The organism is Pseudomonas sp. PvP025 (assembly GCF_017832155.1).
Taxonomy (GTDB): Bacteria; Pseudomonadota; Gammaproteobacteria; order Pseudomonadales; family Pseudomonadaceae; genus Aquipseudomonas.
On sequence record NZ_JAFIBJ010000001.1, the window covers coordinates 1,712,565 to 1,736,543 of the forward strand.

Here is a 23,979-nt window from a genome sequence, read left to right on the forward strand (position 1 = left end):
ATGAACAGTGCTGAACAACACTTTATGGGCAATGAAGCTCAAATATGGCAGGGGCAGTGTGTCAGCTAACAATAAGCTGACTGACCCACCGTCATCGGGAGCAAGCCCCCTCCCACATTGGCCTGATGACAACCCCTTAGATTGTGCAAGCCCAATAACAATAAAAACAGCAGGTCGCCCCATGGCCGAACCCTTGTCCCACGACACCCTTATCCAGGAATCCTGGCGCCGTTGCCGCGCCTTTGGCCTGGACCACCAGAGCACGCCCAGCTTTGATCAACTGCCCGCCGAGGGCATCAGCCAATTGCTGGAAAGCCAGCATTCTCTGGTGCAGACCACCCATCAGGAAGTGCTGCCCTACTACGAAAACATCCTCAGCAACTCCAACTGCCTGATCATGCTGGCCGACAATCAGGGCCAGGTGCTGACGTCGTGGGGCACCCAGCGCTTCATCGAGCCCAAACTGGCTCGCGGCTTCAGCGCCGGCGCCAGCTGGATGGAGCGTTCCAGCGGCACCAACGCCATCGGCACCGCGCTGGCCTGTGCCCAGGCGGTGCACATCGAACACGATGAACACTTTCTCAAGGCCAACCGCTTCATGACCGGCTCCGCGGCGCCGATCTTCGACGCCCAGCGCGAGATCATCGCGGTGCTGGACGTCTCGAGCGACAGCTACCTGCCGCCCTCCCACACCCTGGGCATGGTCAAGATGATGAGCCAGACCGTGGAAAACCGTCTGATCCTCAACCTGTTTCGCGGCGAGCACTTTCAGTTGACCTTCAACACCGGCCTGAGCAACCTCGACAGCCAATGGGCCGGCCTGCTGATCTTCGATGAAAGCGGCCAGGTGCTCTCGGCCAACCGCCGCGCCGATAACCTGCTGGGCATCAGCCTGTCGCGGATGATGATCGACAGCCTGTTCAAGGTGTCGTTGCTGGAGTTGCTCAATCAGCCCGAGGGCCTGCCGTTTTCGCTGCAAGCGGCGGGACGCAACCGCTTCCAGTGTTTACTCAAGCGCCCCAAACAGACACCGGTGCAGGCGCGCGTGTTTACCCAGCCGGCGGTGCCCAAGCCCGCTCCGATTGGCCTCAACACCCTGCATTTTGGCGATGTACGCGTGGAAAAAGCGGTACGCCAGGCCCAGCGCCTGCTGGAGAAGGACATCCCGCTGCTGATTCACGGCGAGACCGGAGTGGGCAAGGAAGTGTTCGTCAAGGCCCTGCACCAGGCCAGTTCCCGCAGCCGGCAGGCGTTTATCGCGGTGAACTGTGCGGCGATTCCCGCTGAGCTGGTGGAGTCGGAGCTGTTTGGCTATGAGAAAGGTGCGTTCACCGGCGCCAGCCAGAAAGGCAGCATCGGCCTGATTCGCAAGGCCGACAAAGGCACGTTGTTTCTCGACGAAATCGGCGACATGCCGCTGCCGACCCAGGCCCGCCTGCTGCGTGTGTTGCAGGAGCGCTGCGTGCAGCCGGTGGGCAGCAGCGAGCTGTTCCCGGTGGACCTGCGCATTATCTCGGCGACCAACCGTGCGCTGCGCGAGCGGGTACAGGCCGGACGTTTTCGTGAGGATTTGTACTACCGCATCGGCGGCCTGACCCTGGAGCTGCCGGCGCTGCGCGAACGTACCGACAAGCGCGCGTTGTTCCAGCAACTGTGGCAGCAGCATCGCGAGCCGGGCCAATGGGCCGGGCTGAGCGCCGAAGTGCTGGCGCTGTTCGAGCGCCACCCGTGGCCGGGCAACCTGCGCCAGGTGAGCAGCGTGTTGCAGGTGGCATTGGCCATGGCCGAGGAACAGCCGATTCGCGCCGAGCACCTGCCGGATGATTTTTTTGTGGATTTGAACAGGGAGGCGCCGCAGCCCGTCGTCGCGGGCATGGGCGACGACGCGGACTTGAACCAGCGCCTGAAGGCCGCCGGCGGCAATATTTCCCACTTGGCGCGGGAACTCGGGGTGAGCCGCAATACCCTCTACAAACGCCTGCGCCGTAACGAGCGCTGAGCTAGCGCGGCGTCACCACCACCAGCAGGTCGGTGAACGTCTGCACCTGGATCGGCAGGTTATCCGCCAACGCTGCGAGCGCGGCAGTCGTGTCATCGAGCTTGAACACACCGGAGACGCGCAGATCACCCAGGGCCTGGGGATCGAACCGCACCAGGCCATGGCGATAGCTGGCCAGGGTTTGCAGCACGTCGCTCAGTGGCTGGTCATTGACCTTGAGCAGGCCACGGGTCCAGGCATCCGGGTCGCTGCCGGGGGTGGCTTGTGCGGGCGTGGCGTGGCCGTGATCAAGAATGGCACGCTCGCCCGCCATGACCTTGACGCCCTCCTCGGCCGCGCCTTTGACCGCCACGCTGGACTCGATCACAGTCACCACCGTGGTGCCGTCCGCCGCCCGCTTGACCAGGTAGCGAGTGCCCAGCGCGGTGGCGCTGCCTTGGTCGGTGCGCACCACGAACGGCCGTTGCGCATCCTTGGCCACGTCCACCCACAGCTCGCCTTGCAGCAGTTCGAGCACCCGTTGATGGCCGTCAAATTTCACGTCCACCGCCGAGTTGCTGTTGAGCTGCAACTGGCTGCCGTCTTCCAGCACGATCTGGCGGCGCTCGCCGATGGCGGTGCGCTGGTCGGCCATCCACACCGGCGCACGCTCCACGCCCAGCCAGCCGCACAGCAACATCCCCAGCAGGCCCACCACCTGGGCGCCGCGAGCGCGCCGGGGGGCAAATGCACGATTGAGGGCGACACGCGCCGGCTGCGCAGGCAGAGGGTCGAAGCTGCCCCACAACGACCGCATGCGTTCGATGGCCACCGCATGGCGTGGGTCGGCCTGGCACCAACGGTTGAACGCCTGGCGCTCGGCGTCGGTGAAGTCTGCGTCGTGCAGGCGCGTCAGCCAGTTGGCCGCTTGCTGGATGATCTGTTCGGAACTCACGACAGCGGCTCCGCCCCATGCAGGCTGTGGTAGCAGTGCACCAGCGCGGTGGAGATGTAGTTTTTAACGGTGCTGGCGGACACGTGCAGGCGTTCGGCGATCTCGTGGTAGGTCAGCCCGTCGAGACGGCTCAGCAAAAAAGCTTCGCGGGTGTTGGCAGGCAGCCCGGCGAGCATCTCGGCAATCCGCTCGAGGGCTTGCAGGGCCACATGAATCGCTGCCGGGTCAGGCATGCCGGCGTCTTCGCACTGAATGACCAGCGCCTCCATATAGGCTCTTTCGATACGCCGACGCCGCGCGCCATCGATCAACAGCCGACCCGCCGTGGTCGCGAGAAAGGCGCGGGGCTCCTTGATCGCCTGCGGCTCGGCCAGCATCAGGACGCGGATGAACGCATCGTGAGCGAGGTCCGCCGCATGCTGCGAACAGCCCAGTTTGCGGCGCAACCAACCGTGCAACCAGCCATGATGCTCGCGGTACAGTGCCGTGAGTGTCTGCTGGCGGACAGAGTCGCCCAACGCGGCCGGAATCTCATGCATGCGCAAAAATTTCTCAAATGGGAAATGTTACCAATTGCGCGAACAATGCCAGCAAAACGGTGTGGGAGCAAGGCTCTCGATGGGCCATTCGCGTAAGGAAGCCGGTCGCAAGCCGCAGTGCCAGTCAGTTGAGCGCAGATCCCCTGTGGGAGGGGGCTTGCTCCCGATGGCTGAGTGTCAGTCAGCTTATGTTTAGCTGACCCACTGCTATCGGGAGCAAGCCCCCTCCCACATTTAGTACCGGGTACCTGTGCCCCCTACAACACACTCCCCATCGCCTTCATCAACACCAGATCCCGCCCATAAATATCCGGCGCATACACCACCCCACCCTGACGATCCACCTCCACCGTCCAGTATCCCAGCAACACCGGCACCGGCGTCGCCAGTCTGAACTCATGGGTCACCCCCGTCGCCAACAGCTCATCGGTGCGCGCACGCTCGGCCGGACTCACCAGCAAATCGCGCAGCAGCAGCGGCTGCTCGACCCGCACACACCCCGAGCTGAACGCACGCGGGCCCTTGGTGAACAGCGGCTGGCTCGGCGTGTCGTGCAGGTACACCGAATACGGGTTGGGAAAACGCATCACGATCTTGCCCAGCGGGTTATGCGGCCCGGCCTGCTGACGCAGCAGGATGTTGCCCGGCCGCGCCCAGTCGATCTGCTCGGGCGCCAGCGGGCGGCCTTCCGGGTCGAGCACTTGCAGGTTCTGCTGACGCAGGTATTCGGGGTTCAGGCGGATGGCCGGGAGTTTGTCCTCGCGCATGATCGTGGGCGGGATGGTCCAGGTGGGGTTGAGGGTAAGCCGCGTGATACGTGACTTGAGCAGCGGTGTCTGGCGTTCGGCGCGGCCGACCTGCAGGCGCGTCTGCCACACCGGGATGCCGCTCTGGTACACGCTCAATTGCGCCGCCGCAACGTTGACCAGCACCCCTTCGGGCTCCAGGTCCTGGGCCAGCCAGCGAAAACGCTCAAGGTTGATGCGCAACTGTTCGCGGCGCATCGCCGAGCTGATGTTCAACTCGGCCACGGTGCCGGCGCCGATCACGCCATCGGACTGCAGCGAATGGCTGAGCTGGAACGCCTTGACCGCATTGACCAGTTCCGCGCGGTATTGCCTGGCGCTGCCCTTGGGTTCGCTGGCCAGGTAGCCACCGTGGTACAAGCGCCGCGCCAGTTCGGGCACGCGCGGGTCTTCCATGCCGGGGCGCAGCAGTGCGCCGCTGGCGACCGCGTCCCACTGCGGCAATGGCTGCTGGCGCACGCTGGAATAGACATTGCGCAGGCTGCGGTAGAGATCGGCGCTGGGCCGTGCCTGGTCGAACGCCTGCGCCATGTCCTGCAGGCCGGTGGCGGCAAATGCCAGCACCTTGAGCGTGGGATCGACGGTCGGCGGTTGGGCATGCCACAGCGGTTCGAAACGCGATTGCTGCAGGCGCCCGTAATGCAGGTCCTGCAGGGCTTGCAGGTAGTGACGGCTGGTGTCGATATCGCTGCACAGCACGTTGCTCGTGGCATCGGCAGTGGGCAGGCGATAGTGATCGGGGTCCAGCCCGTCGTCGGCGAGCAGCTGCAACTGGGTGTTCAAGCCTTGCCGACGTTCATCGGCGGTCCACAGTGGCGTATCACCTTGCTGCTGGTAAAACGCTTGCAGGCGCGTAAGGGCGGCGGCGTCCACTTGCGCGGCGAAACCTGGGCAGACGCCGGGCAATTGCGCGAGGGCTTGTTGCACGGGGGCCAGCTCCACCGGGGCGGGCTCGACAACCGGTAATGCCTCCAGCGGCAGCTCGTCGGCTGTCGCGACCAGTGGTGCAACGATCAGGCAAAGGCTCAAGTAACATGCGTGTTTTTTGAACAATGACTTTGCTCCAATCCTACAGCGGGGGGGTATGTACTGTAGATGCTGACTTTTATATGTCGCCTCGGTTTCATGACGGTGACCATGGGCACTTTGAGCACTGTCGCGCTCGCCGCCAATGGCAACCCTCCCACGTTGTATAGCAGCCTGGCGCGCTCGGCTCCAGAACTCAATCCCACGGTATTGAAAAGCGCCCTGAGCGCGGTGCAATGCGCGGTCAACAACGGCGAGGAACGCTCCGAACGCCTGGCCGTGATCGACTACTCCCAGCCTTCTACCGCCCGTCGGCTGTGGATTTTCGACCTGCGCAAACGCACCCTGGTGCTGCGCGATCTGGTGGCCCACGGCGCCAACTCCGGGGAAAATTTCGCCACGCAGTTTTCCAACCTCGAAGGCAGCCACCAATCCAGCCTGGGCCTGTTCCGCACCCAGGAAAGCTACCTGGGCACCCATGGCTACTCGCTGCGCATGGACGGCCTGGAGCCGGGCTTCAATGACCTGGCCCGCGACCGCGCCCTGGTGATCCACGCCGCCGACTACGTCAGCCCGCTGTGGAGCAAGCGCGAAGGCCGTATCGGCCGCAGCCAGGGCTGCCCGGCGGTGCGTCCGCAGGTGGCGCGCCAGGTGGTCGACAAACTCAAGGATGGGCAGTTCATGTTCTCCTGGTATCCCGACCAGCGCTGGTTGAAGTCCTCGACGTACCTCAATTGCAAGCCCCAACAGGTGGCAACCAGTCGTACAATCCGTGGCGGTTAGCCTGTCCCCACCGAGATAAGAGAGCGTCCCATGCTTCTACACACGTCCACCTGGATCGAGATCGGCCAGTTTCTTGAACGCAGCCGCACGGTGGTCATCCCCATCGGTTCCAACGAGCAGCACGGCCCTACCGGCCTCTTGGGCACCGACTGGATGTGCCCGGAAATCATCGCCCATGAAGCACAAAAGCACGCCGATATGCTGATCGGTCCCACGTTCAATATCGGCATGGCCCAGCATCACCTGGGGTTCCCCGGCACTATCTCACTGCGCCCTTCCACTTTTATCGCCGCCATCGGCGACTGGGTGCGCTCACTGGCCGGGCATGGTTTCGAGAAGATCCTGTTTCTCAACGGCCACGGCGGCAACATCGCGACGATTGAAGCGGCGTTTTCCGAACTGTATGCCGAGGCCAGCTTCGCCCGTCGCCCGGCGGGGTTTGTCCTCAAACTGGTGAACTGGTGGGACCTGGAAGGCGTTACCGACCTGGCCCACCGTCAATTTCCAGTGGGCCATGGCAGCCATGCCACGCCTTCGGAGATTGCCGTGACGCAGTGGGCGTATCCGGAGTCGATCAAGTCCGCCGACTATTCGCCGCAGATCGCCAACACCGGGCCGATCCGCGAAGCACTGGACTTCCGCGCCCGCTTCCCCGACGGTCGGATGGGTTCGGACCCGGCCCTGGCGACGGTGGAGAAAGGCGGTGAACTGGTGGCATTGGCGGCCCGGGGGCTGGTCAAGACCGTGGACAGTTTCAGCAACGAAGCACGTATTTAATGTAGCGCAGCACACTGGAGCCTCTGTGAAGAGCAGGCTTGTTGTGGCGAGCAGGCTTGTCCTGCGTTGGGCTGCGCAGCAGCCCCAAAACCAGACGCTGAGCCGTATCAGGTACACCGCGTTTTGCTCGATTGGGGGCGCTTCGCACCCCAACGCGGGGCAAGCCCGCTCGCCACAATAAGCCCACACATTTTCCTTAACTGAACGGCATTAGGGCTTGCCCCAATGCCGTTCAGTTAAGCGCAGATTCCCTGTGGCGAGCAGGCTTGTCCTGCGTTGGGCTGCGCAGCAGCCCCAAAGCCAGACGCTGAGCCGTATCAGGTACACCGCGTTTTGCTTGATTGGGGGCGCTTCGCACCCCAACGCGGGGCAAGCCCGCTCGCCACAGGATGCGTTCGCCTATGACTGTGCGGGCAAACCCGAACGTTATTGGCACGCCTTCGCCGCCAGCTCAAGCCGCGACGGCTTGATCGCCGAAACCACCGGCTTGCGCTCATACAACGAGACCTTGGTGCCGTCCTGGGACTTGTACACCTCGAGTACATCGTCGGCAGCAATCTTGCTGCTCAACAACACCGTGGCGTGACGCGAGTTCTGCGTCACGCTGGCGGTGATGCCGTGTTTCTCAAGCTCAGGCAACAGGCACTGCACGTAGGCTTGCGGGGGCTTGGCCGTTTGCAGCGTGAGGGACGGAGCGTTAGGGGCGGAAATACAGCCGCCCAGCGCCAACGCCATGACCGGTACGAAAAAAGAGCGCATACACCTTCCTGCATCGATAAAAGAAAAATCCACTGCAATCCGCGCGCAGAGTCTACGCCAGCAACGCGTGCCAGCAAATGGCCCGTACGCTGATCACCGGCGGTCGCCGGAGTGGATCACGCGCTGATTGTCCCTGTTCCCTGAAAAAACAGAACTTGCGATGCATGATGGTGACTATTATCTGAACCGATAATGCACCGCCTATAACGATAAGGACCACGCCATGAAGCCCCACCAGAAGACCTTCGACCGCATCCGCGAAGCCGTATTGCCGGAGTTTCGCGAGCGGATCGCCGACTACCTGGTCGAGTATGAAAACGTGCTTCAGAACGCCGCCGCCGATGCCCAACACGTGCACGCCAGCGCCCAGCAGTTGCGGGGCTACCTGCGCGGCCTGAACACCACGCGGGTGCTGGGCATGGCGGACTGGGAAGACCTGGACAGGCGGGTCGCGCACATCATTGAACGCCCTGCGGCCCAGGGCGTTGCAGATTGACCCATGCCTGCACCGAGGGCCGCTGCCACTGACGCTGCGCATACGCCACCAATTCGCCGGGCACGCGGTCACCATTGAGGATCAGGCGGTTGAGCATCACGGCCAGGTCGACGTCGGCAATCGACCACTCACCGAACAGGTTCTCCGGCTGCCCCGCCAGCAGCCCCTGCGCCGCGCTGATCAGCTTGCGCGCGGCCGCTTCGGCCAGCGGCGACAACGGCGGCAGGGTCTGACCGCAAAACACCACCAGCGTCGACCGTTCCTGGCGAATGGGCAGCAAGTCGCTGCGTAACCAGGCCTGCACCTGCCGCGCCCTCGCCCGCTGCTGCAGATCGGATGGGTACACGGTTATTGCAGGATAAGCCGCGTCCAGGTATTCGCAGATCGCCGACGATTCAGACAGTGCAAAGTCGCCCTCAACCAGCGTCGGCACACGCTGGGTCAGGGACAGCCGGGCAAAGTCCGCCGCCTGGTTTTGCGCCGCGTCCAGGTCCAGGGTGACGGTGTCGAAGGCCAGGCCTTTTTCCCGCAGGGTGACGAACACCGACATGGCATAAGGGCTGGTGAACAGCGAGTCGACATACAGACGCAGCGGACCTTGGTGCATGGGCGTTCTCCTTCAGGTGAGTCGCCACGCTACGAGATGTACCGCGATAAAGACAATGCAGGGTTTTTATGGGGGCATTCCAGGCGGGAATAGCACGCCAACGCTCAGCCATAATGTTATAGGATAACGCCCTCTTCCCGCCCAGCCCTGCGATCCTGCCCATGACTGACGCTGTTCCCCTACGCCAACGCCTCCTCTCCATCGACGCCCTGCGCGGCCTGGTGATGCTGTTCATGTTGCTCGACCATGTGCGCGAGACGTTCCTGATGCACCGCCAGGTCGGCGACCCCATGAGCATCGACAGCACCGAGCCTGCGCTGTTTGTGAGCCGTACCCTGGCCCATTTATGCGCGCCGGTGTTTGTATTGCTCACCGGTTTATCGGCCTGGCTTTACGGCCAGAAATACCAGGGCACTCGCGATGTGTCGGCGTTTCTGTTCAAGCGCGGGCTGTTTCTGGTGGTGCTGGAGTTCACCCTGGTCAGCTTTGCGTGGACCTTCCAGTTGCCGCCCAGCGTGATCTATCTGCAGGTGATCTGGGCAATCGGCCTCAGCATGATCGCCCTCGCCGCGCTGGTGTGGTTGCCGCGACCGCTGCTGATCACCCTGGCACTGCTGATCATTGGCGGGCACAACCTGCTCGACGGCGTGCACTTCGCGCAAGGTTCAGCGCTGCAACATGCCTGGTCCATCCTGCACGAACGCAGTTGGATCGACATAAGCGACAGCCTGCGCCTGCGCGTCACTTATCCGGTATTGCCGTGGATCGGCGTGATTGCCCTGGGTTACGGGCTGGGGCCGTGGTTTGCCACAGGTATGCAACCGGCGTTGCGTCAACGTTATCTGCTGCTGGGCGGCGTTGGCGCGTTGGTGGGGTTCGTGCTGTTGCGGGCCTTCAACGGGTATGGCGAAAAGCCGTGGCACACCTATGACACTGGCGTGCAGACGTTGATGAGTTTTTTCAACATGACCAAGTACCCGCCTTCGCTGCTGTTTCTGGCATTCACCCTGGGGATCGGTTTGCTGCTGTTGCTGGCGTTTGAACGCGCCGGGCACAAGCGCTGGATCGGCGTGCTGGCCGTATTTGGTTCGGCGCCGATGTTCTTCTACCTGCTGCACCTTTACGTGCTGAAAGTGCTGTATATCGCCTGCGTCGCCCTGTTCGGCCTCAACCACGGCACCTACTTCGGTTTCGCCAGCGTTGGCGCAATCTGGCTCGTCGCCCTGCTGCTGCCGTTGGCGCTGTATCTGCCGGTGCGCTGGTTTGCCGGTCTCAAGGCACGCCGTCGCGATCTGGGCTGGCTTAAATACTTCTGACACACAGGGAGGCTCAGCGAGCGGGCTTTTAGCGGCGAGCAGGCTTGTCCTGCGTTGGGCTGCGCAGCAGCCCCAAAACCAGTCTCCGCGCAGTATCAGGTATACCGAGGGTTTCTTGATTGGGGGCGCTTCGCACCCCAACGCGGGGCAAGCCCGCTCGCCACAATAAGCCAGCTCGTCACAACAGACCGGCTCGTCACAGAGGCCGAGGGTTGCTGCGCGACAGCGCCAAGTCGCCGATTTAACGGGGCCTCCCACACTTTTTACCGCGTTACGCCAGTTCGGCACGCAGTTGCCGGGCGGCCGTCACCATGTGAATCAACGCCGCTTCCGTCTCCGGCCATGCCCGCGTTTTCAGCCCGCAATCGGGGTTGACCCACAGGCGCTCAGCCGGAATGCGTTTGGCGGCCTTGCGCAGCAGGTTGGCCATTTCCGAGGCATCCGGCACCCGCGGTGAGTGAATGTCGTAGACGCCCGGGCCGATGTCATTCGGGTAAGCGAACACTTCGAACGCCGCCAGCAACTCCATGTCCGAACGCGAGGTTTCGAGGGTGATCACGTCCGCATCCATCGCCGCGATGGACTCGATCACATCATTGAACTCGCTGTAGCACATGTGGGTGTGGATCTGGGTTTCATCCCGCACACCCGAGGCGCACAGGCGGAACACTTCAGTGGCCCAGTCCAGGTAGCCCTGCCACTGCGCCCGGCGCAGCGGCAAGCCTTCGCGAAAGGCCGCTTCGTCAATCTGCACGATCCTGATGCCGGCGGCTTCCAGGTCGAGCACTTCGTCACGGATCGCCAGCGCCAATTGGCGGGCCTGCACTTCGCGGCTCACGTCTTCGCGCGGGAACGACCACATCAGCATGGTCACCGGGCCGGTCAGCATGCCCTTCATGACCTTGCGGGTCAGGCCCTGGGCATAGCGGATCCACTCCACCGTCATCGCCTTCGGGCGGCTCAGGTCGCCGACGATCAGCGCCGGTTTCACGCAGCGCGAACCATAGCTCTGCACCCAGCCAAAACGGGTGAACGCGTAGCCGTCCAGTTGCTCGGCGAAATACTCGACCATGTCGTTACGCTCGGCCTCGCCGTGTACCAGCACGTCCAGGCCGAGGTGTTCCTGCACTTCAACGGCGTGCTTGATCTCGCTGTGCATCGCGTCAACGTAGTCGGCTTCGCTCAACCGGCCCGCCTTGTACGACTGTCGCGCCAAACGGATCGAGGCGGTTTGCGGGAACGAACCGATGGTGGTGGTCGGGAACAGCGGCAGGTTGAGACCGGCGCGTTGTTTCTCGATACGTTGGGCAAACGGCGACGGACGCTGACTGTGCTCGGCGGTTATCGCCGCCACGCGGGCCTGGACGGCCGGTTTGTGGATACGCGGCGACGTCGCACGGCTGGTCTGCACCGCGCGGCTTTCAGCCAGCGCCGCCAGTACGTTCGGCGCTTCAGGCGCGTTGATGGCCTGGGCCAACACCGCCACCTCCGCGCATTTCTGCACGGCAAATGCCAGCCAGCTGTTCAGCTCGGCATCCAGTTGGTCTTCGCGGCTCAGGTCAACCGGGCAATGCAACAGCGAGCAGGACGGCGCCACCCACAAGCGCTCACCCAGACGTTCATGGGCGTGCTGCAAGGTGGCCAGGGCCTGTTCAAGGTCGCTGCGCCACACGTTACGGCCGTTGACGATGCCCAGGGACAGCACTTTATAACCCGGCACGCGGTCAAGAATGGTCGGGTATTGCTCCGGCGCACGTACCAGGTCGATGTGCAGGCCGTCGACCGGCAGGTTCGCGGCCAGGCCAAGATTCTCTTCCAGGCCGCCGAAATAGGTGGCGAGCAGTTTTTTCAGCGGGTCGCGCTGGATCAGGTTATAGGCGCGCTCAAAGGCATTCTTCCACGCCTGCGGCAGGTCGAGCACCAGGATCGGTTCGTCGATCTGCACCCACTCAACGCCCAGGTCCGCCAGGCGTTGAAAAATCTGCCCGTACAACGGCAGCAGGCGATCCAGCAGGTCGAGCTTGTCGAAGTCGGCGCCCTTGGCCTTGCCCAGCCACAGGTAGGTCAGCGGGCCGATCACCACCGGTTTGACGGTGTGCCCCAGCTCGCGCGCTTCCTGCACTTCTTCGAACAGCTGCTCCCAACCCAGCTGGAATTGCTGATCCGCGCTGAACTCGGGTACCAGGTAGTGATAGTTGGTATCGAACCATTTGGTCATTTCCTGGGCGTGGGCGCCGCCGCAGCACGCGTCGCTGACGCCCCGGGCCATGCCGAACAGGGTGTTCAGCGTGGCCTTGCCGTCCGCCGGGCGGAAGCGCTCGGGGATCACGCCGAACATCAGCGAGTGGGTCAGTACCTGGTCGTACCAGGCGAAATCGCCGGCAGGCAGCAGGTCGATTCCGGCGTCTTTCTGCAGTGCCCAGTGCGCCTTGCGCAGGTCACGGCCAACGGCGCGCAGGCCGGCTTCGTCGAGCTCACCCTTCCAGAACGCTTCCTGCGCTTTTTTCAATTCACGATCGCGTCCAATGCGTGGAAACCCGAGGGAATGAGCGACTGCCATGACGTGCAACTCCAATGTCGATAAAGATGGCAGCCATTGTCGACAGACTTTGAGAGTGAAACAAACTCATTAAATTGCAGACCATCACAAGTTTTACTCATGTTGCATTCAGGTGCAGATAGAACCCGTGGAGCATGAACCCGGCACAGGCCGCCAGCGCCAACCCCATGCAGCGGTTGAACCAGGTAAACGCCGCCGCCCCGCTGATGCGCCGTCCCAGCAGTGCACCGAGCAACGCGTAGACCCAGGGCGCCCCCACGGCGCCCAATCCCAGCAAGGCCGACACGCCAAAGATGGAGGCGCCGGTGATATGCGCCGCCGGCAGCATCACGCTGGTGATCGGCAACACCGCCACAATGCCCTTGGGGTTGAGCAGTTGGATCACCAGCCCGTTGCAGAAGGTGAGCGCCTTGATCGGCGCGGTTGAATCCTCTTCAACCACCGTACGCGCGGTGAACACCTGGTACGCGAGGTACAGCGTGTAGGCGCCCCCGATCAACGAGATATAGGGCAGCGCCGCCTGGGAAACGATCGCTTCACCGGTGTAGCCAAACAGCACGAACATCAGCAGCATGGCGCAGCCCACGCCCAGGTAGAAACCGCTGGATCGACGCAGTTTGCCGGTGAGCCCGGCGTTCAGGCCCATCAGGTTGACGGGCCCCGGGCTGTACATGACGCTGAAGGCGTAGAGAAAAATGTCCATGGCAGACCTGCAAGAGAAGGAGTGCGGCGAGTCTATCCAGGCGCATGTCGCTCAATCTTGTACGTTTGTGGTAGGTGATCGGGCATTCATTACGCGTACTATGCTGCCAAACAAATACTCAAATGAGCCCCCATGATCAAAGCCAGCCTGCGTAGTCACCTGACCCTGTGGTTTGCCGGTCTGTCATTGCTCACCTTGTTGAGCGTGGGCTTCTACGTAGGCCATATCGCCACCGAGCAGATGAAGCAGGCCAGCGGCAATGCGCTGCTGAGCACGGCGCGCTCCACGGCGGCGCTGCTGGCCGTGCAGTTGCGCGAGCGTCAGCTGGAAGTCTCGCTGCTGAGCCGGGCGCCGTTGTTTCGCCGCGGCGATCTGGATCAGCCGGATATCCTCACCTTGATGGAACTGCGCACCCGCTCGCGCGCCGAGTACGCATGGATGGGCGTGGCCGACGCAGACGGCCGCGTGCGCCAGGCGGCGAACGGGCTGCTGGTGGGCCAGTCGGTCGGCCAGCGCCCCTGGTTCCAGGCCGGCATGCGCGGTGAATACACCGGTGATCCCCACGAGGCCGTGATGCTGGCCAAGCTGCTGCCGGGCTCGGGCAATGGCGAACCGTTGCGCTTCATCGATTTCGCCGCGCCGCTGCTTAATGCCCAGGGCGAGACCATTGGTGTGCTGGGCGCCCACGCGCACTGGCGCTGGATCACGCAGATCGTCGATTCGGCCGTGATGCAAAAAGATGCGTTTCCCGAGATCGAAGCGCTGATCGTCGATTTCGACGGCAAGGTGCTGTATCCCGAACTGCTCGCCGGTGAACAGATGGCCACAGACAAACTGAACACCGCGTCCGGCTGGTCCACGGGCAAGGGCTATGTCACCGCATCGGTCGCGGTGCCCAGCCCGTCCAACGCCAAAGTGACCTGGTACATCATGCTGCGCCAACCCCTGGACGTCGCGCTGCAACCGGCGCGCACGCTGCTCTACAAACTGCTGCTGCTCGGCGTGCTCGCCGCGCTGGTGTTTGTGCTGGCGGCTTATTACCTGGCCGCCTCCCTCAGCCGCCCCATCGAGCGCCTGGCCAGGTCCGCCAAACTCGTGCAGGATCAGCAGCCCGGCGCCATCTTCCCGCAGGATCACGCGGTAGTGGAGATCGCTCAACTGGGCCGTTCACTCACCGGCATGACCCAATCGCTGCTGGCCAAAGAGCGTCAGTTGCAGGAGGCCAATGCCTCTCTCGAGGCGACTGTTGCGCAACGCACCGCCGACCTCACCCAGGCCAATGCCGAACTGCTCAAGCTCGCCACCCACGATGCACTGACCGGCGTGTACAACCGCCGCCGCTTCGATGAAAAACTGGCTGAAAGCAGCCTGCTGTTCCAACGCACCGGGCGTACCTTTGCCCTGCTGCTGATCGATGCCGACCACTTCAAGCAGGTCAACGACACTTACGGCCATGCCGTGGGCGATGACGTGCTGCGCCAACTCGCCCTACTGATCAAGAGCACCACCCGCGTCACGGACTTTGTTGCACGTTACGGCGGCGAGGAATTTGCGGTGTTGCTGCCGACGGTCGAAGCCCCCGACAGCCCCGACGTGGTGGCCGAGAATATCCGCGCGGCGATTGCCGAAGCGATGTTTGAAGGGGTTGGGCAGGTCACAGTGAGCATCGGCGTGAGCGTCGCCGAACCGTCAGACCGCGATACCCGCGCCCTGCTGACCCGCGCCGATCTGCAGTTGTATGAAGCAAAGGCGGCAGGCCGTAATCGGGTCGCCCCCGTCAAATAATCTGCCCCGCACGCCATTTCAGACAATCACCCCTGTGGCGAGCGGGCTTGCCCCGCGTTGGGGTGCGAAGCGCCCCCAATCAAGCAAAACGCGGTGTACCTGATACGGCTCAGCGCCTGGCTTTGGGGCTGCTGCGCAGCCCAACGCAGGACAAGCCTGCTCGCCACAGGGAATCTGCGCTTAACTGAACGGCATTAGGGCAAGCCCGCTCGCCACAACAAGCCCGCTTGCCAAAGGGGTTTTGAATGCTCAGTCAATCAATCCCTGGGCGTCATAAAACGGATACGGCCCCGGGTACTCCCCGAACACGCCGTTGTGGCTGACCAACCCCTGCCGCGCCTCCCAGCGATGCAACAGATACCCCGCCGGTTCCAGGTTGAAATGCGCCGGGGCCGCGTCCTGCAGATCCAACACAATCTGATGGGACGTGCCGGGGCATACGCAACTGAGGCTGCCACCGAAACGCCGCTGCATGGGCCGGTGCAGGTGACCGCACAACAGGCGCTCCACCTGCGGGTGGCGGGCGATCACTTGCTCAAGCGCAGCGGCATTGATAAAGGGCTCACGGTCCATATGGCCGATGCCGCTGATGAACGGCGGGTGGTGCAGGATCAGCAGCGTCGGCGCATCCGGGCGCAGCGCCAGTTGGGCGTCGAGCCACTGCAACTGGCTATCGAGCAACTGCCCGCCGTGGCTGCCGGGGATGGTCGAGTCCAGGCCGATCAGGCGCAGCGGATGGTCATCCACCACCCAGTCCAGGGGTGCCTGCGCCGACCGTGGCAAGTAGGCGTGGTCGGCAAACGCGTCCAGCAACGGCCCGCGTGTGTCGTGATTACCGGGCACGAGGTAGCAAGGCATGTGCAGGCGCGCGAGTTCCGGGTGCAGCACCGCGTACTCATCGGCGCGGCCGAAGTCCACCAGGTCGCCGCTGATCACCACGATATCGGGGCGCGGGTGGCTGGCGTTCAGGTGGTCGACGGCACGGCGCAGCGCGCCCAGGGTATCCACTACGCCATAGGTCAGGCGCTGACCGGCCTTGAGGTGCAGGTCGCTGATTTGCGCAACCAGAAATGGACTGTTCACAGGCAAACTCTCACGCATTGAGGGTAAACAACATGTTCGGCGTGATCGCCAGGGCAATCGGCGCGCCGACGGCATGCAATTGGTTGTCGCTGCTGTCCACCAGCAACGGCTGCGCGCCGCCTACATCCACCAGCAGACGGCTTTGCGCGCCCTGGAAAAACTGCGCCAGCAGGTGCCCGTGCAAGTGCCCCTCGCCATCCATCACACGCAAGTGCTCGGGACGGCAATAGACAGTTGCGGGCACGTCGGCCACTTGCCACGGCAATTCGCCGCCGCACACCTTCAGGCCCCGGGGCGATTGCGCGATCACCTGGAACGCATTCAGGTTGCCCACAAAGCCTGCGACGAACGCATTCGCCGGCTGCTGATAAATCTCGCGCGGGCTCGCCAGTTGGGCCACGCGGCCCTGCTCCATTACCAGAATGCGATCGCCCAGGGCCATGGCTTCGCCCTGGTCGTGGGTGACAAATACAGAGGTGATGCCCAAGCCGCGCAGCAGCAGATCCAGCTCGCTGCGCAGGCGCTCACGCAGCTGGGCATCGAGGGCGGCCAGCGGCTCGTCAAGCAACAGCACCTTGGGACGCGGCGCCAGGGCACGGGCCAGGGCGACGCGTTGGCGCTGCCCACCCGACAGTTCATGAATGCTGCGCCGGCCGTGATTGTGCAGCCCCACCAATTCCAGCAACTCATCACAGCGCTTGTTGCGCTCCAGCGCAGGCACGCCGCGAATCTTCAGGCCGTAGACGATATTGCCGGCCACATCCAGGTTGGGAAACAGCGCGTAGTTCTGAAACACCATGCCCACATCGCGACGTTCGATGGGCAGGCGGGTGACGTCCTGGTCGCCAAAGAACACCTGCCCCACATCCGGCCGTTCCAGGCCTGCAATCAAGCGCAGGGTCGTGGTTTTACCGCAGCCGGACGGGCCGAGAATGGCCAGGGTTTCACCGCCTTCGACGGTCAGATCAAGGTTGTGCACGGCCACGGTGCCGTCGGCGAACGCCTTGCGACAGCCCTTGAGGCGAATAGTGATAGCGGTCATCGACGCTCTCCACGAGACAAACGGGCACTGATGGCCTGCAACGCGATCAGCAGCGGCACGATCATCAGCAAAAAGATAAGGGTGTAGGCGCTGGCGATTTCCAGGCGCGCCGAGGCGTAGCTGTCGGCCAGGCCCACGGGCAGGGTCTTGGTCATCGGCGTGTGCAGCATCCAGGTCAGGTTGAACTCACCCAGTGAAAGGGTCACCACCATCAGCACACCGGCGAGAATCCCCGCCCGGCAGTTGGGCACCACCACGCTGAAAAAGCGCTTGATCGGCCCTGCCCCCAGGCTTGCGGCGGCCTCTTCCAGCACCGGCAAGTGCTGGCGCTGCATCACTGCCATCACAGGGCGCACCAGAAACGGCAAGGTGAACAGCACATGGCCGACGAGGATGAACAGCCAACTGCTGCGGAACGCGCCGAACTGGCCATAGGTGAGCAATAACGCCAACGCGCTGGCCAGGCCCGGCATTGCCACCGGCAGCACCATCAATTCCTCGAAGGCACGGCTGAAGCGGTTGTTCATGCGCACCAGCGCGTAGGCCGCCGGCACGCCGACCACGCACACGCACACCGCACAGGCCAGCGCCAGTTGCAGCGACAGCCACACCGTGGGCGAATAGGCCTGCCACACCTGGATCAACCAGTCGAAGGTCAAACCGCTGGACAGCCCGACAAAGAAATTGCGCGTCAGCCCCGCCATTAACGACAACAGCACCGGCACCAGCATGAAGGCGCACACCAGCAGGGTGAACAGCAGTTGCAGCACAAATAACGATGAGCGTTTCACAGAACCGTCCCCGCGTTTTTCACCAGTCGCCGGGTCAGCAGCAACACGGCCCAGGTCACCGCTCCCAGCACCACCGACAAGGCAGCGGCGACGGCGAAGTTGGCGTAGTTGGTGAACACGTTATAGATCGCCACCGGCGTGACGTTCAGGCGCGTGCCCAGGGTAAAGGCGGTACCGAAGGCGCCCATGGAAGTGGCAAAGCAGATCGCGCCACATGAGGCCAGCGCCGGTGCCAGGCCAGGGATGATCACATCGCACACCACCCGCCAGTGCCCTGCCCCCAGCGAATGCGCGGCTTCTTCCAGGCTGCGGTCGAGGCTTTCGCATGCCGCCATCACGGTGAGAATCACCCGTGGAATCGAGAAGTACAGGTAGCCGACAAACAGCCCCGCCAACGAGTAGGCAAAGATCCAGCGTTCACCGGCCAGTTGCAGCCCCAGCGCCGCAAACAGGCCCTGGCGCCCGGCCAGCAGGATCACCAGAAAGCCCACCACCACGCCGGGAAATGCCAGCGGAAAGGTCAGCAGCGCCACCAGCGCCGAGCGCCCGAAAAACTGCTGGCGTGCCAGAAACACACCGCTGATGCCGCCGATCACCAACGCCGTCAGCGTGACGAACACGGCCAGCGCACAGGTCTGCGCCAGGCTGCCCAGGTATTGCGCGCTGCTCAGCACCTGCCAGTAACCGCTGCCGAGGCTGTCGCGTCGTTGGGCCCCGAGCAGTATCAGGTGCGCCAGCGGCAACAGCCAGAACGCCAGCAGTAGCGCAAAGGCCGGGGCCAGCGCCCAGGCGGCGCGTGGGGTCGAGGCCACTTACTTGACCTCGTTGAGGTAACGGGCGGCGAAGGCTTCCTGCACAGCGGCCATTTTCTGGTAGTCCACCACACCGGCGCGGGCGTAGTCGCTGTCGGGCAGGAACTGCGCGGCCACCTCGGCCGGCATCTGCACCGGACGCACCGGGCGCAGGTAGGCCTTGGCCCACAACGCCTGGCCCGCATCGGACAGCACAAAGTCGAGCACCTTTTCCCCGTTGGCGCGGTGCGGCGCATTCGCCACCAGGCTCATCACGTAGGGCACGCTGATGCTGCCCTCTTTGGGGATCACGAAGGCGACGTTGGCGTTGTCCTTGTAGCGGGCGCGGTAGGCGTTGAAGTCGTAGTCCACCAGGATCGGCAACTCACCGGACAACACCCGCGCATAGGCGGTCTGCTTGGGCACGATGGGGGCGTTTTTCGCCAGCTTCTGGAAGTAGTCGATGGCCGGGGCGAAGTTGTCGAGGTCGCCGCCCATGGCACGGTTGATGGCGACCGCCGAGACGTAACCGACAAACGCACTGGACGGGTCCAGGTAGCCGACCATGCCTTTGTATTCGGGCTTGAGCAGGTCGGCCCAGCTTTGCGGCACGGGCAGACCGCCAAGGGCGTCGACGTTGACCATGATGCCCAGGGTGCCGGAGTGGATCGCGAACCACTGCCCGGACGGGTCTTTGAGGCCTGCGGGAATCTGCTCCCAGCCTTTGGGTTTGTAGCCCTCGACCACGCCGGCCTTTTGCGCCTGCAGGCCGAAGGTCACGCCGTAATAGACCACGTCGGCGACCGGTGCGGCTTTTTCGGCGACCAACTGCGCCAGGGACTGACCGGAGTTCTTGTTGTCCAGCGGCACCTGCACACCGGCTTGCGCGGCAATCGCCTTGAGCTGGGTGCCCCAGTCGGCCCAGTCCGGCGGGCAGTTGTAGCAGATCGCGGTGTCGGCGGCCTGGGCCAGGCTGGCCATGCCGCACAGCAGCACGGCGGCGAGGGTTTTACGGAGTGTGCGCATCAGGGTCGTCCTCATGGGGTTGAGTGCTTTCGCCCGGCCGGATATGGCAAGGCAGACAATGGGAAATCGGCGCGTTGCCGGCGATCTGCGCCAGCAACTGGTCAATCACGGTGCTGGCGAGCAGCGCAATGGGCTGCACCACGCTGCACAACGTGGGGTGCAGCTGGGTACCAAGGGTGATGCCGTCAAAGCCCATCACCGAAAGTTGCTCGGGCACGTTCCAGGCGTTGCGGCGCAGCTCGGCGATCAGGCTGATGGCGAGGAAATCGTTGGAGCACAGCAACGCTGTCGGCGCGTCGGCGCCGGTCAGGAATGGCTCGATGGCGGCGAATTCGGCTTGGGTGTGCGCGGGCATTTCGATCACCGGGCGGCTGTTGAGGCCCCAGGCCTTCATCGCATCGCAGTAGCCGGCATGGCGCAGACGCGCACGGTCGGACTGCAACGCGGGGCCGGCGACCATGCTGATGCGCCGGTGCCCCGCGTCCAGCAGGTAACGGGTGGCCAGGGCCATGCCGGCGCGATTGTCCACCGACACGGCGCTGTAATGCGGGTTGCTGGGCTGGTGGTACGCCAGCACGAACGGCGTCTGCTCGCTGGCCAGGCTGTTGAGCACGCTGTTGCTCTCGGCATCGGTGACGGTCAGCACCAGCCCGTCCACGCGCTGGCGCAACAACTCCTCCACCACGATGCTCTCGCGTTCGCTGCTGTAGTCGGTGGTCGCCAGCAACAGGCTGTAGCCGCGCAAGCGCGCGGCGCGCTCCATGGCCTGGAACTGTTCAGCGAACACCGGGTTGAGCAGGTTGGGCACCACCACGCCGATCAGTTGTGTGGTTTGCAGGCGCAGTTGACGGCCCAGCAGGTTGGGCCGAAACCCCAGCTCGCGGGCGGCGGCGAACACCTGTTCACGGGTGGCCGGACGCACCTGGCCGGGGGAGGCAAAGGTGCGCGCGGCAGTGGCACGGGACACGCCGGCCAGGCGCGCAACGTCTTTCAGATCAGGCATGGTCACTCGCTTGAGATCGATCTCATTGGCGAGGACAGTAACGGGGGAATATGGCAGGACGGTGGTGAAGAGATGACGGTTTGATGTCAGTGAACCAGCGCCTTCGCGAGTAAACCCACTCCCACGCTGGCTCGATGTATGCCCATGGATGGTCATAATCGCCGGGTATCGTCAAAAACCGGCGCGGCAAAATCCGCTCGCTAACCTTTCGATCCTGACCAAGTGCGGGCACAATGCGTGTCCTTTTTTGGCAGGCACCGCCGCAGGCTCTGAAAATGATCAAAACGCCTTACTACCTCATCGACAAACAGAAGCTTCTGGTCAACATGCAGAAGATTGCTTACGTGCGCGAGCAGTCCGGCGCCAAGGCTCTGCTGGCACTCAAGTGCTTTGCCACCTGGTCGGTGTTCGACCTGATGCAGCAATACATGGACGGCACCACCTCGTCGTCGCTGTACGAGTTGAAGCTCGGCCGCCAGAAGTTCGAAGGCGAAGCGCACGCCTACAGCGTGGCCTGGGCCGACGATGAAATCGAAGAGATGCTGGAAAACTGCGACAAGATCATCTTCAACTCCATCAGCCAGTTGCAGCGCTTCGCCGCACGCAGCGAAGGCAAGACCCGCGGCCTGCGGGTGAACCCGCAGGTGAGCAGCTCCGACTACCTGCTGGCCGACCCGGCGCGTCCGTTCAGCCGCCTGGGCGAGTGGGACCCGGTGAAGATCGACGGCGTGATCGAGCAGATCTCCGGCTTCATGTTCCACAACAATTGCGAGAACGGCGACTTCAGCCTGTTCGACAAGATGCTCGGTACCATCGAAGAACGCTTCGGCGCGCTGCTGCACAAGGTCAAGTGGGTCAGCCTCGGCGGCGGCATCCACTTCACCGGTGAAGGCTATGCACTCGACGCATTCTGCGCGCGGCTCAAGGCGTTCTCCGAGAAGTACGGCGTGCAGGTCTACCTGGAACCCGGCGAAGCGGCGATCAGCAACAGTGCTTCCCTGGAAGTCACCGTGCTCGACACCCTCTACAACGGCAAGCACCTCGCCGTGGTCGACAGCTCCATCGAAGCCCACCTGCTGGACCTGCTGATCTACCGCCTCAACGCCAAGCTGGCGCCGAGCGAGGGTGAACACACCTATATGGTGTGCGGCAAATCCTGCCTGGCCGGGGACATCTTCGGCGAGTATCAATTTGATCGTCCGCTGGCCATCGGCGATCGGCTGTCGTTCATCGACACCGCAGGCTACACCATGGTCAAGAAAAACTGGTTCAACGGCCTGAAAATGCCGTCCATCGTAGTGAAACAACTCGACGGTACAGTCGAAGTGGTTCGTGAATTTGGTTACGACGACTACCTGTCCAGCCTTTCGTAAGCTGGCGGATATAGGAGAAATAAAGCAATTGAAAAAGAACGTTCTTATCATTGGTGCAGGAGGTGTCGCCAAGGTGGTGGCCCACAAGTGCGCGCAGCACAACGACGAACTCGGTCGTATTGCTATCGCGTCGCGCAACATCTCCAAATGCCAGGCCATCATCGACAGCGTCAAGGCCAAGGGTAGCCTCAAGGTTCCCGCCGACATCCAGGCCTTCGCGCTGAACGCTCTGGACGTGGAAGCGACCAAAGCCCTGATCCGCGAGACCGAATCGCAGATCGTCATCAACGTGGGCTCCGCGTTCCTCAACATGTCGGTACTGCGTGCCTGCATCGACACGGGCGTTGCCTACCTCGACACCGCCATTCACGAAGAGCCGGGCAAGGTCTGCGAGACCCCGCCGTGGTACGGCAACTACGAATGGAACCACCTGGAAGAGTGCAAACAGAAGAACATCACCGCCATCCTTGGCGTGGGCTTCGACCCGGGTGTCGTCAACGCGTATGCCGCGCTGGCGCAGCAACAGCATTTCGACCGCATTGATTCGATCGACATTCTCGACGTCAATGCCGGCAGCCATGGCAAATATTTCGCCACCAACTTCGACCCGGAAATCAACTTCCGCGAATTCACCGGGCAGGTGTGGAGCTGGCAGAACAGCCAGTGGACCAGCAACACCATGTTCGAAGTCAAGCGCACCGACGACCTGCCGGTGGTCGGTTCGCAGAACCTCTACCTCACCGGCCACGATGAAGTGCACTCACTGTCGAAAAACCTCGACGTGCCCAACGTGCGTTTCTGGATGAGTTTTGGCGAGCACTACATCAACGTGTTCACCGTCCTGAAAAACCTCGGCCTGCTGTCCGAAAAGCCGGTCAAAACCGCCGAAGGCCTGGAAGTGGTGCCGTTGAAAGTGGTCAAGGCCGTGCTGCCCGACCCCTCTTCGCTGGCCCCCGGCTACACCGGCAAAACCTGCATCGGCGACCTGGTCAAAGGCACCAGGAACGGCCAGCCGCGCGAGATGTTTATCTACAACGTGGCGTGCCATGAAGAAGCCTTCGCCGAGACCGACAGCCAGGGCATCTCCTACACCGCCGGCGTGCCACCGGTCGCCGCTGCGCTGCTGGTTGCCCGTGGCGAGTGGGACGTGAAGCACATGGCCAACGTCGAGGAACTGCCGGCCGAGCCGTTCCTCAAGGCGCTGGACGTGATGGGCTTGCCGACGCGGATCAAGGACGAGAACGGCGACCGTGCGTGGGATGCGATTGCCTGATCAGGTGATGATTGACCGAACAAAAAAATGCGCCCCGAGGGGCGCATTTTTTGTTGGGGCGATACACACCTCAAACACAATGAAGATCAAATGTGGGAGCTGGCTTGCCTGCGATATCTATTCAAGATTGCGCGCCAATGGCCATGTCCCCCAGGAACAGCGCCTGGCCATTCCTGTGGCGAGCAGGCTTGTCCTTGATTGGGGTGCTACGCCCCCCCAACGCGGGGCAAGCCCTAATGCCGTTCAGTTAAGGAAAATGTGTGGGCTTATTGTGGCGAGCGGGCTTGCCCCGCGTTGGGGTGCGAAGCGCCCCCAATCGAGCAAAACGCGGTGTACCTGATACGGCTCAGCGCCTGGCTTTGGGGCTGCTGCGCAGCCCAACGCAGGACAAGCCTGCTCGCCACAGGGAATCTGCGCTTAACTGAACGGCATTCGGGCTTGCCCGCTCGCCACAGAGACTCCAGTTTGCTGCGCGACAGCGCTAAGTCGAAGACTTGGCCGAGCCTC

General features: G+C 63.1%; 21 protein-coding genes. 8 read left to right on the forward strand and 13 right to left on the reverse strand.

The window, feature by feature from the left end; all coding sequences use genetic code 11:
* The first annotated feature begins 181 nt into the window (after positions 1–181).
* Positions 182–1,999 (forward strand): sigma-54-dependent Fis family transcriptional regulator, encoded by a 1,818-nt coding sequence (locus JOE32_RS06895; RefSeq protein WP_209982623.1) that lies wholly within the window; start codon positions 182–184, stop codon positions 1,997–1,999.
* A gap of 1 nt (position 2,000) precedes the next feature.
* On the opposite strand, the gene JOE32_RS06900 is transcribed toward JOE32_RS06895, so the two are convergent.
* The 3 genes from JOE32_RS06900 to JOE32_RS06910 all read right to left on the reverse strand — a co-directional run bounded on the left by JOE32_RS06900 (position 2,001) and on the right by JOE32_RS06910 (position 5,331).
* On the reverse strand, positions 2,001–2,933 hold the full coding sequence (locus tag JOE32_RS06900; RefSeq protein WP_209982626.1) for a FecR family protein: 933 nt from the start codon (positions 2,931–2,933) through the stop codon (positions 2,001–2,003).
* Complete coding sequence (locus tag JOE32_RS06905) at positions 2,930–3,472, reverse strand: sigma-70 family RNA polymerase sigma factor (protein WP_209982628.1); 543 nt, start codon at positions 3,470–3,472, stop codon at positions 2,930–2,932. The genes JOE32_RS06900 and JOE32_RS06905 overlap by 4 nt, the downstream gene beginning before the upstream one ends.
* A gap of 257 nt (positions 3,473–3,729) precedes the next feature.
* The gene (locus JOE32_RS06910) at positions 3,730–5,331 is read right to left on the reverse strand and encodes a L,D-transpeptidase family protein (protein WP_209982629.1); all 1,602 of its coding nucleotides are present in this window, start codon (positions 5,329–5,331) and stop codon (positions 3,730–3,732) included.
* Positions 5,332–5,373: 42 nt separating this feature from the next.
* Between JOE32_RS06910 and JOE32_RS06915 the strand changes: the two genes are divergently transcribed.
* Together JOE32_RS06915 and JOE32_RS06920 are read left to right on the forward strand one after the other, a co-directional pair.
* Entirely contained in the window at positions 5,374–6,087 is a 714-nt protein-coding gene (locus JOE32_RS06915) for a murein L,D-transpeptidase catalytic domain family protein (protein WP_209982631.1), read from the forward strand.
* A 30-nt stretch (positions 6,088–6,117) separates the two neighbouring features.
* Positions 6,118–6,864, forward strand: coding sequence for a creatininase family protein (locus JOE32_RS06920; RefSeq protein ID WP_209982633.1), 747 nt, complete (start codon positions 6,118–6,120; stop codon positions 6,862–6,864).
* Positions 6,865–7,290: 426 nt separating this feature from the next.
* Here JOE32_RS06920 and JOE32_RS06925 read toward each other — a convergent pair whose 3' ends face one another.
* Positions 7,291–7,623 carry a hypothetical protein gene (locus tag JOE32_RS06925; protein WP_209982635.1) on the reverse strand — a complete coding sequence of 111 codons (333 nt, stop codon included), beginning with the start codon at positions 7,621–7,623 and terminating at the stop codon, positions 7,291–7,293.
* 223 nt (positions 7,624–7,846) lie between these two features.
* Between JOE32_RS06925 and JOE32_RS06930 the strand changes: the two genes are divergently transcribed.
* Positions 7,847–8,119, forward strand: a complete 273-nt coding sequence (locus JOE32_RS06930) for a hypothetical protein (RefSeq protein ID WP_209982637.1) — start codon at positions 7,847–7,849, stop codon at positions 8,117–8,119.
* On the opposite strand, the gene yfcF is transcribed toward JOE32_RS06930, so the two are convergent.
* Positions 8,082–8,726: a glutathione transferase gene (gene yfcF / locus JOE32_RS06935; protein ID WP_209982639.1), complete on the reverse strand. Its 645-nt coding sequence runs from the start codon at positions 8,724–8,726 to the stop codon at positions 8,082–8,084. The two genes, JOE32_RS06930 and yfcF, sit on opposite strands and share 38 nt — an antisense overlap.
* 161 nt (positions 8,727–8,887) lie before the next feature.
* On the opposite strand from yfcF, the gene JOE32_RS06940 reads away from it, so the two are divergent.
* Positions 8,888–10,042, forward strand: a complete 1,155-nt coding sequence (locus JOE32_RS06940) for a DUF1624 domain-containing protein (protein ID WP_209982641.1) — start codon at positions 8,888–8,890, stop codon at positions 10,040–10,042.
* A gap of 271 nt (positions 10,043–10,313) precedes the next feature.
* Here JOE32_RS06940 and metE read toward each other — a convergent pair whose 3' ends face one another.
* Both metE and JOE32_RS06950 read right to left on the reverse strand, forming a co-directional pair.
* Positions 10,314–12,602 carry a 5-methyltetrahydropteroyltriglutamate--homocysteine S-methyltransferase gene (gene metE, locus JOE32_RS06945; RefSeq protein WP_209982644.1) on the reverse strand — a complete coding sequence of 763 codons (2,289 nt, stop codon included), beginning with the start codon at positions 12,600–12,602 and terminating at the stop codon, positions 10,314–10,316.
* Positions 12,603–12,699: 97 nt separating this feature from the next.
* Positions 12,700–13,305, reverse strand: coding sequence for a LysE family transporter (locus tag JOE32_RS06950; protein WP_209982645.1), 606 nt, complete (start codon positions 13,303–13,305; stop codon positions 12,700–12,702).
* A gap of 132 nt (positions 13,306–13,437) precedes the next feature.
* Here JOE32_RS06950 and JOE32_RS06955 point away from each other — a divergent pair, with 132 nt between their 5' ends.
* The gene (locus JOE32_RS06955) at positions 13,438–15,090 is read left to right on the forward strand and encodes a sensor domain-containing diguanylate cyclase (protein WP_209982647.1); all 1,653 of its coding nucleotides are present in this window, start codon (positions 13,438–13,440) and stop codon (positions 15,088–15,090) included.
* A 249-nt stretch (positions 15,091–15,339) separates the two neighbouring features.
* Here JOE32_RS06955 and JOE32_RS06960 read toward each other — a convergent pair whose 3' ends face one another.
* From JOE32_RS06960 to JOE32_RS06985, 6 genes are read right to left on the reverse strand one after another with little or no spacing between them, the layout of a single operon-like run.
* Complete coding sequence (locus JOE32_RS06960; protein WP_209982649.1) at positions 15,340–16,173, reverse strand: phosphodiesterase; 834 nt, start codon at positions 16,171–16,173, stop codon at positions 15,340–15,342.
* 10 nt (positions 16,174–16,183) lie between these two features.
* On the reverse strand, positions 16,184–17,215 hold the full coding sequence (locus tag JOE32_RS06965; protein WP_209982651.1) for an ABC transporter ATP-binding protein: 1,032 nt from the start codon (positions 17,213–17,215) through the stop codon (positions 16,184–16,186).
* The gene (locus JOE32_RS06970; protein ID WP_209982653.1) at positions 17,212–18,006 is read right to left on the reverse strand and encodes an ABC transporter permease subunit; all 795 of its coding nucleotides are present in this window, start codon (positions 18,004–18,006) and stop codon (positions 17,212–17,214) included. The genes JOE32_RS06965 and JOE32_RS06970 overlap by 4 nt, the downstream gene beginning before the upstream one ends.
* Entirely contained in the window at positions 18,003–18,818 is an 816-nt protein-coding gene (locus tag JOE32_RS06975) for an ABC transporter permease (RefSeq protein WP_209982655.1), read from the reverse strand. Before JOE32_RS06975 ends, JOE32_RS06970 begins: the two co-directional genes overlap by 4 nt.
* On the reverse strand, positions 18,819–19,823 hold the full coding sequence (locus tag JOE32_RS06980) for an ABC transporter substrate-binding protein (RefSeq protein ID WP_209982657.1): 1,005 nt from the start codon (positions 19,821–19,823) through the stop codon (positions 18,819–18,821). It lies immediately after the preceding gene.
* Positions 19,807–20,826, reverse strand: a complete 1,020-nt coding sequence (locus JOE32_RS06985) for a LacI family DNA-binding transcriptional regulator (protein ID WP_209982659.1) — start codon at positions 20,824–20,826, stop codon at positions 19,807–19,809. The genes JOE32_RS06980 and JOE32_RS06985 overlap by 17 nt, the downstream gene beginning before the upstream one ends.
* A gap of 275 nt (positions 20,827–21,101) precedes the next feature.
* On the opposite strand from JOE32_RS06985, the gene JOE32_RS06990 reads away from it, so the two are divergent.
* Together JOE32_RS06990 and JOE32_RS06995 are read left to right on the forward strand one after the other, a co-directional pair.
* Complete coding sequence (locus JOE32_RS06990) at positions 21,102–22,199, forward strand: carboxynorspermidine decarboxylase (protein ID WP_209982661.1); 1,098 nt, start codon at positions 21,102–21,104, stop codon at positions 22,197–22,199.
* 28 nt (positions 22,200–22,227) lie between these two features.
* On the forward strand, positions 22,228–23,472 hold the full coding sequence (locus JOE32_RS06995) for a saccharopine dehydrogenase family protein (RefSeq protein WP_209982662.1): 1,245 nt from the start codon (positions 22,228–22,230) through the stop codon (positions 23,470–23,472).
* Positions 23,473–23,979 lie beyond the last annotated feature (507 nt).

Coding starts and splice junctions, on each gene's coding strand:
- yfcF (WP_209982639.1), bottom strand. CDS start 8,726: ATGCACCAAGGTCCGCTGCGTCTGTATGTCGACTCGCTGTTCACCAGC.
- JOE32_RS06940 (WP_209982641.1), top strand. CDS start 8,888: ATGACTGACGCTGTTCCCCTACGCCAACGCCTCCTCTCCATCGACGCC.
- metE (WP_209982644.1), bottom strand. CDS start 12,602: ATGGCAGTCGCTCATTCCCTCGGGTTTCCACGCATTGGACGCGATCGT.
- JOE32_RS06965 (WP_209982651.1), bottom strand. CDS start 17,215: ATGACCGCTATCACTATTCGCCTCAAGGGCTGTCGCAAGGCGTTCGCC.
- JOE32_RS06980 (WP_209982657.1), bottom strand. CDS start 19,823: ATGCGCACACTCCGTAAAACCCTCGCCGCCGTGCTGCTGTGCGGCATG.
- JOE32_RS06920 (WP_209982633.1), top strand. CDS start 6,118: ATGCTTCTACACACGTCCACCTGGATCGAGATCGGCCAGTTTCTTGAA.
- JOE32_RS06990 (WP_209982661.1), top strand. CDS start 21,102: ATGATCAAAACGCCTTACTACCTCATCGACAAACAGAAGCTTCTGGTC.
- JOE32_RS06955 (WP_209982647.1), top strand. CDS start 13,438: ATGATCAAAGCCAGCCTGCGTAGTCACCTGACCCTGTGGTTTGCCGGT.
- JOE32_RS06925 (WP_209982635.1), bottom strand. CDS start 7,623: ATGCGCTCTTTTTTCGTACCGGTCATGGCGTTGGCGCTGGGCGGCTGT.
- JOE32_RS06985 (WP_209982659.1), bottom strand. CDS start 20,826: ATGCCTGATCTGAAAGACGTTGCGCGCCTGGCCGGCGTGTCCCGTGCC.
- JOE32_RS06950 (WP_209982645.1), bottom strand. CDS start 13,305: ATGGACATTTTTCTCTACGCCTTCAGCGTCATGTACAGCCCGGGGCCC.
- JOE32_RS06895 (WP_209982623.1), top strand. CDS start 182: ATGGCCGAACCCTTGTCCCACGACACCCTTATCCAGGAATCCTGGCGC.
- JOE32_RS06915 (WP_209982631.1), top strand. CDS start 5,374: ATGCTGACTTTTATATGTCGCCTCGGTTTCATGACGGTGACCATGGGC.
- JOE32_RS06930 (WP_209982637.1), top strand. CDS start 7,847: ATGAAGCCCCACCAGAAGACCTTCGACCGCATCCGCGAAGCCGTATTG.
- JOE32_RS06905 (WP_209982628.1), bottom strand. CDS start 3,472: ATGCATGAGATTCCGGCCGCGTTGGGCGACTCTGTCCGCCAGCAGACA.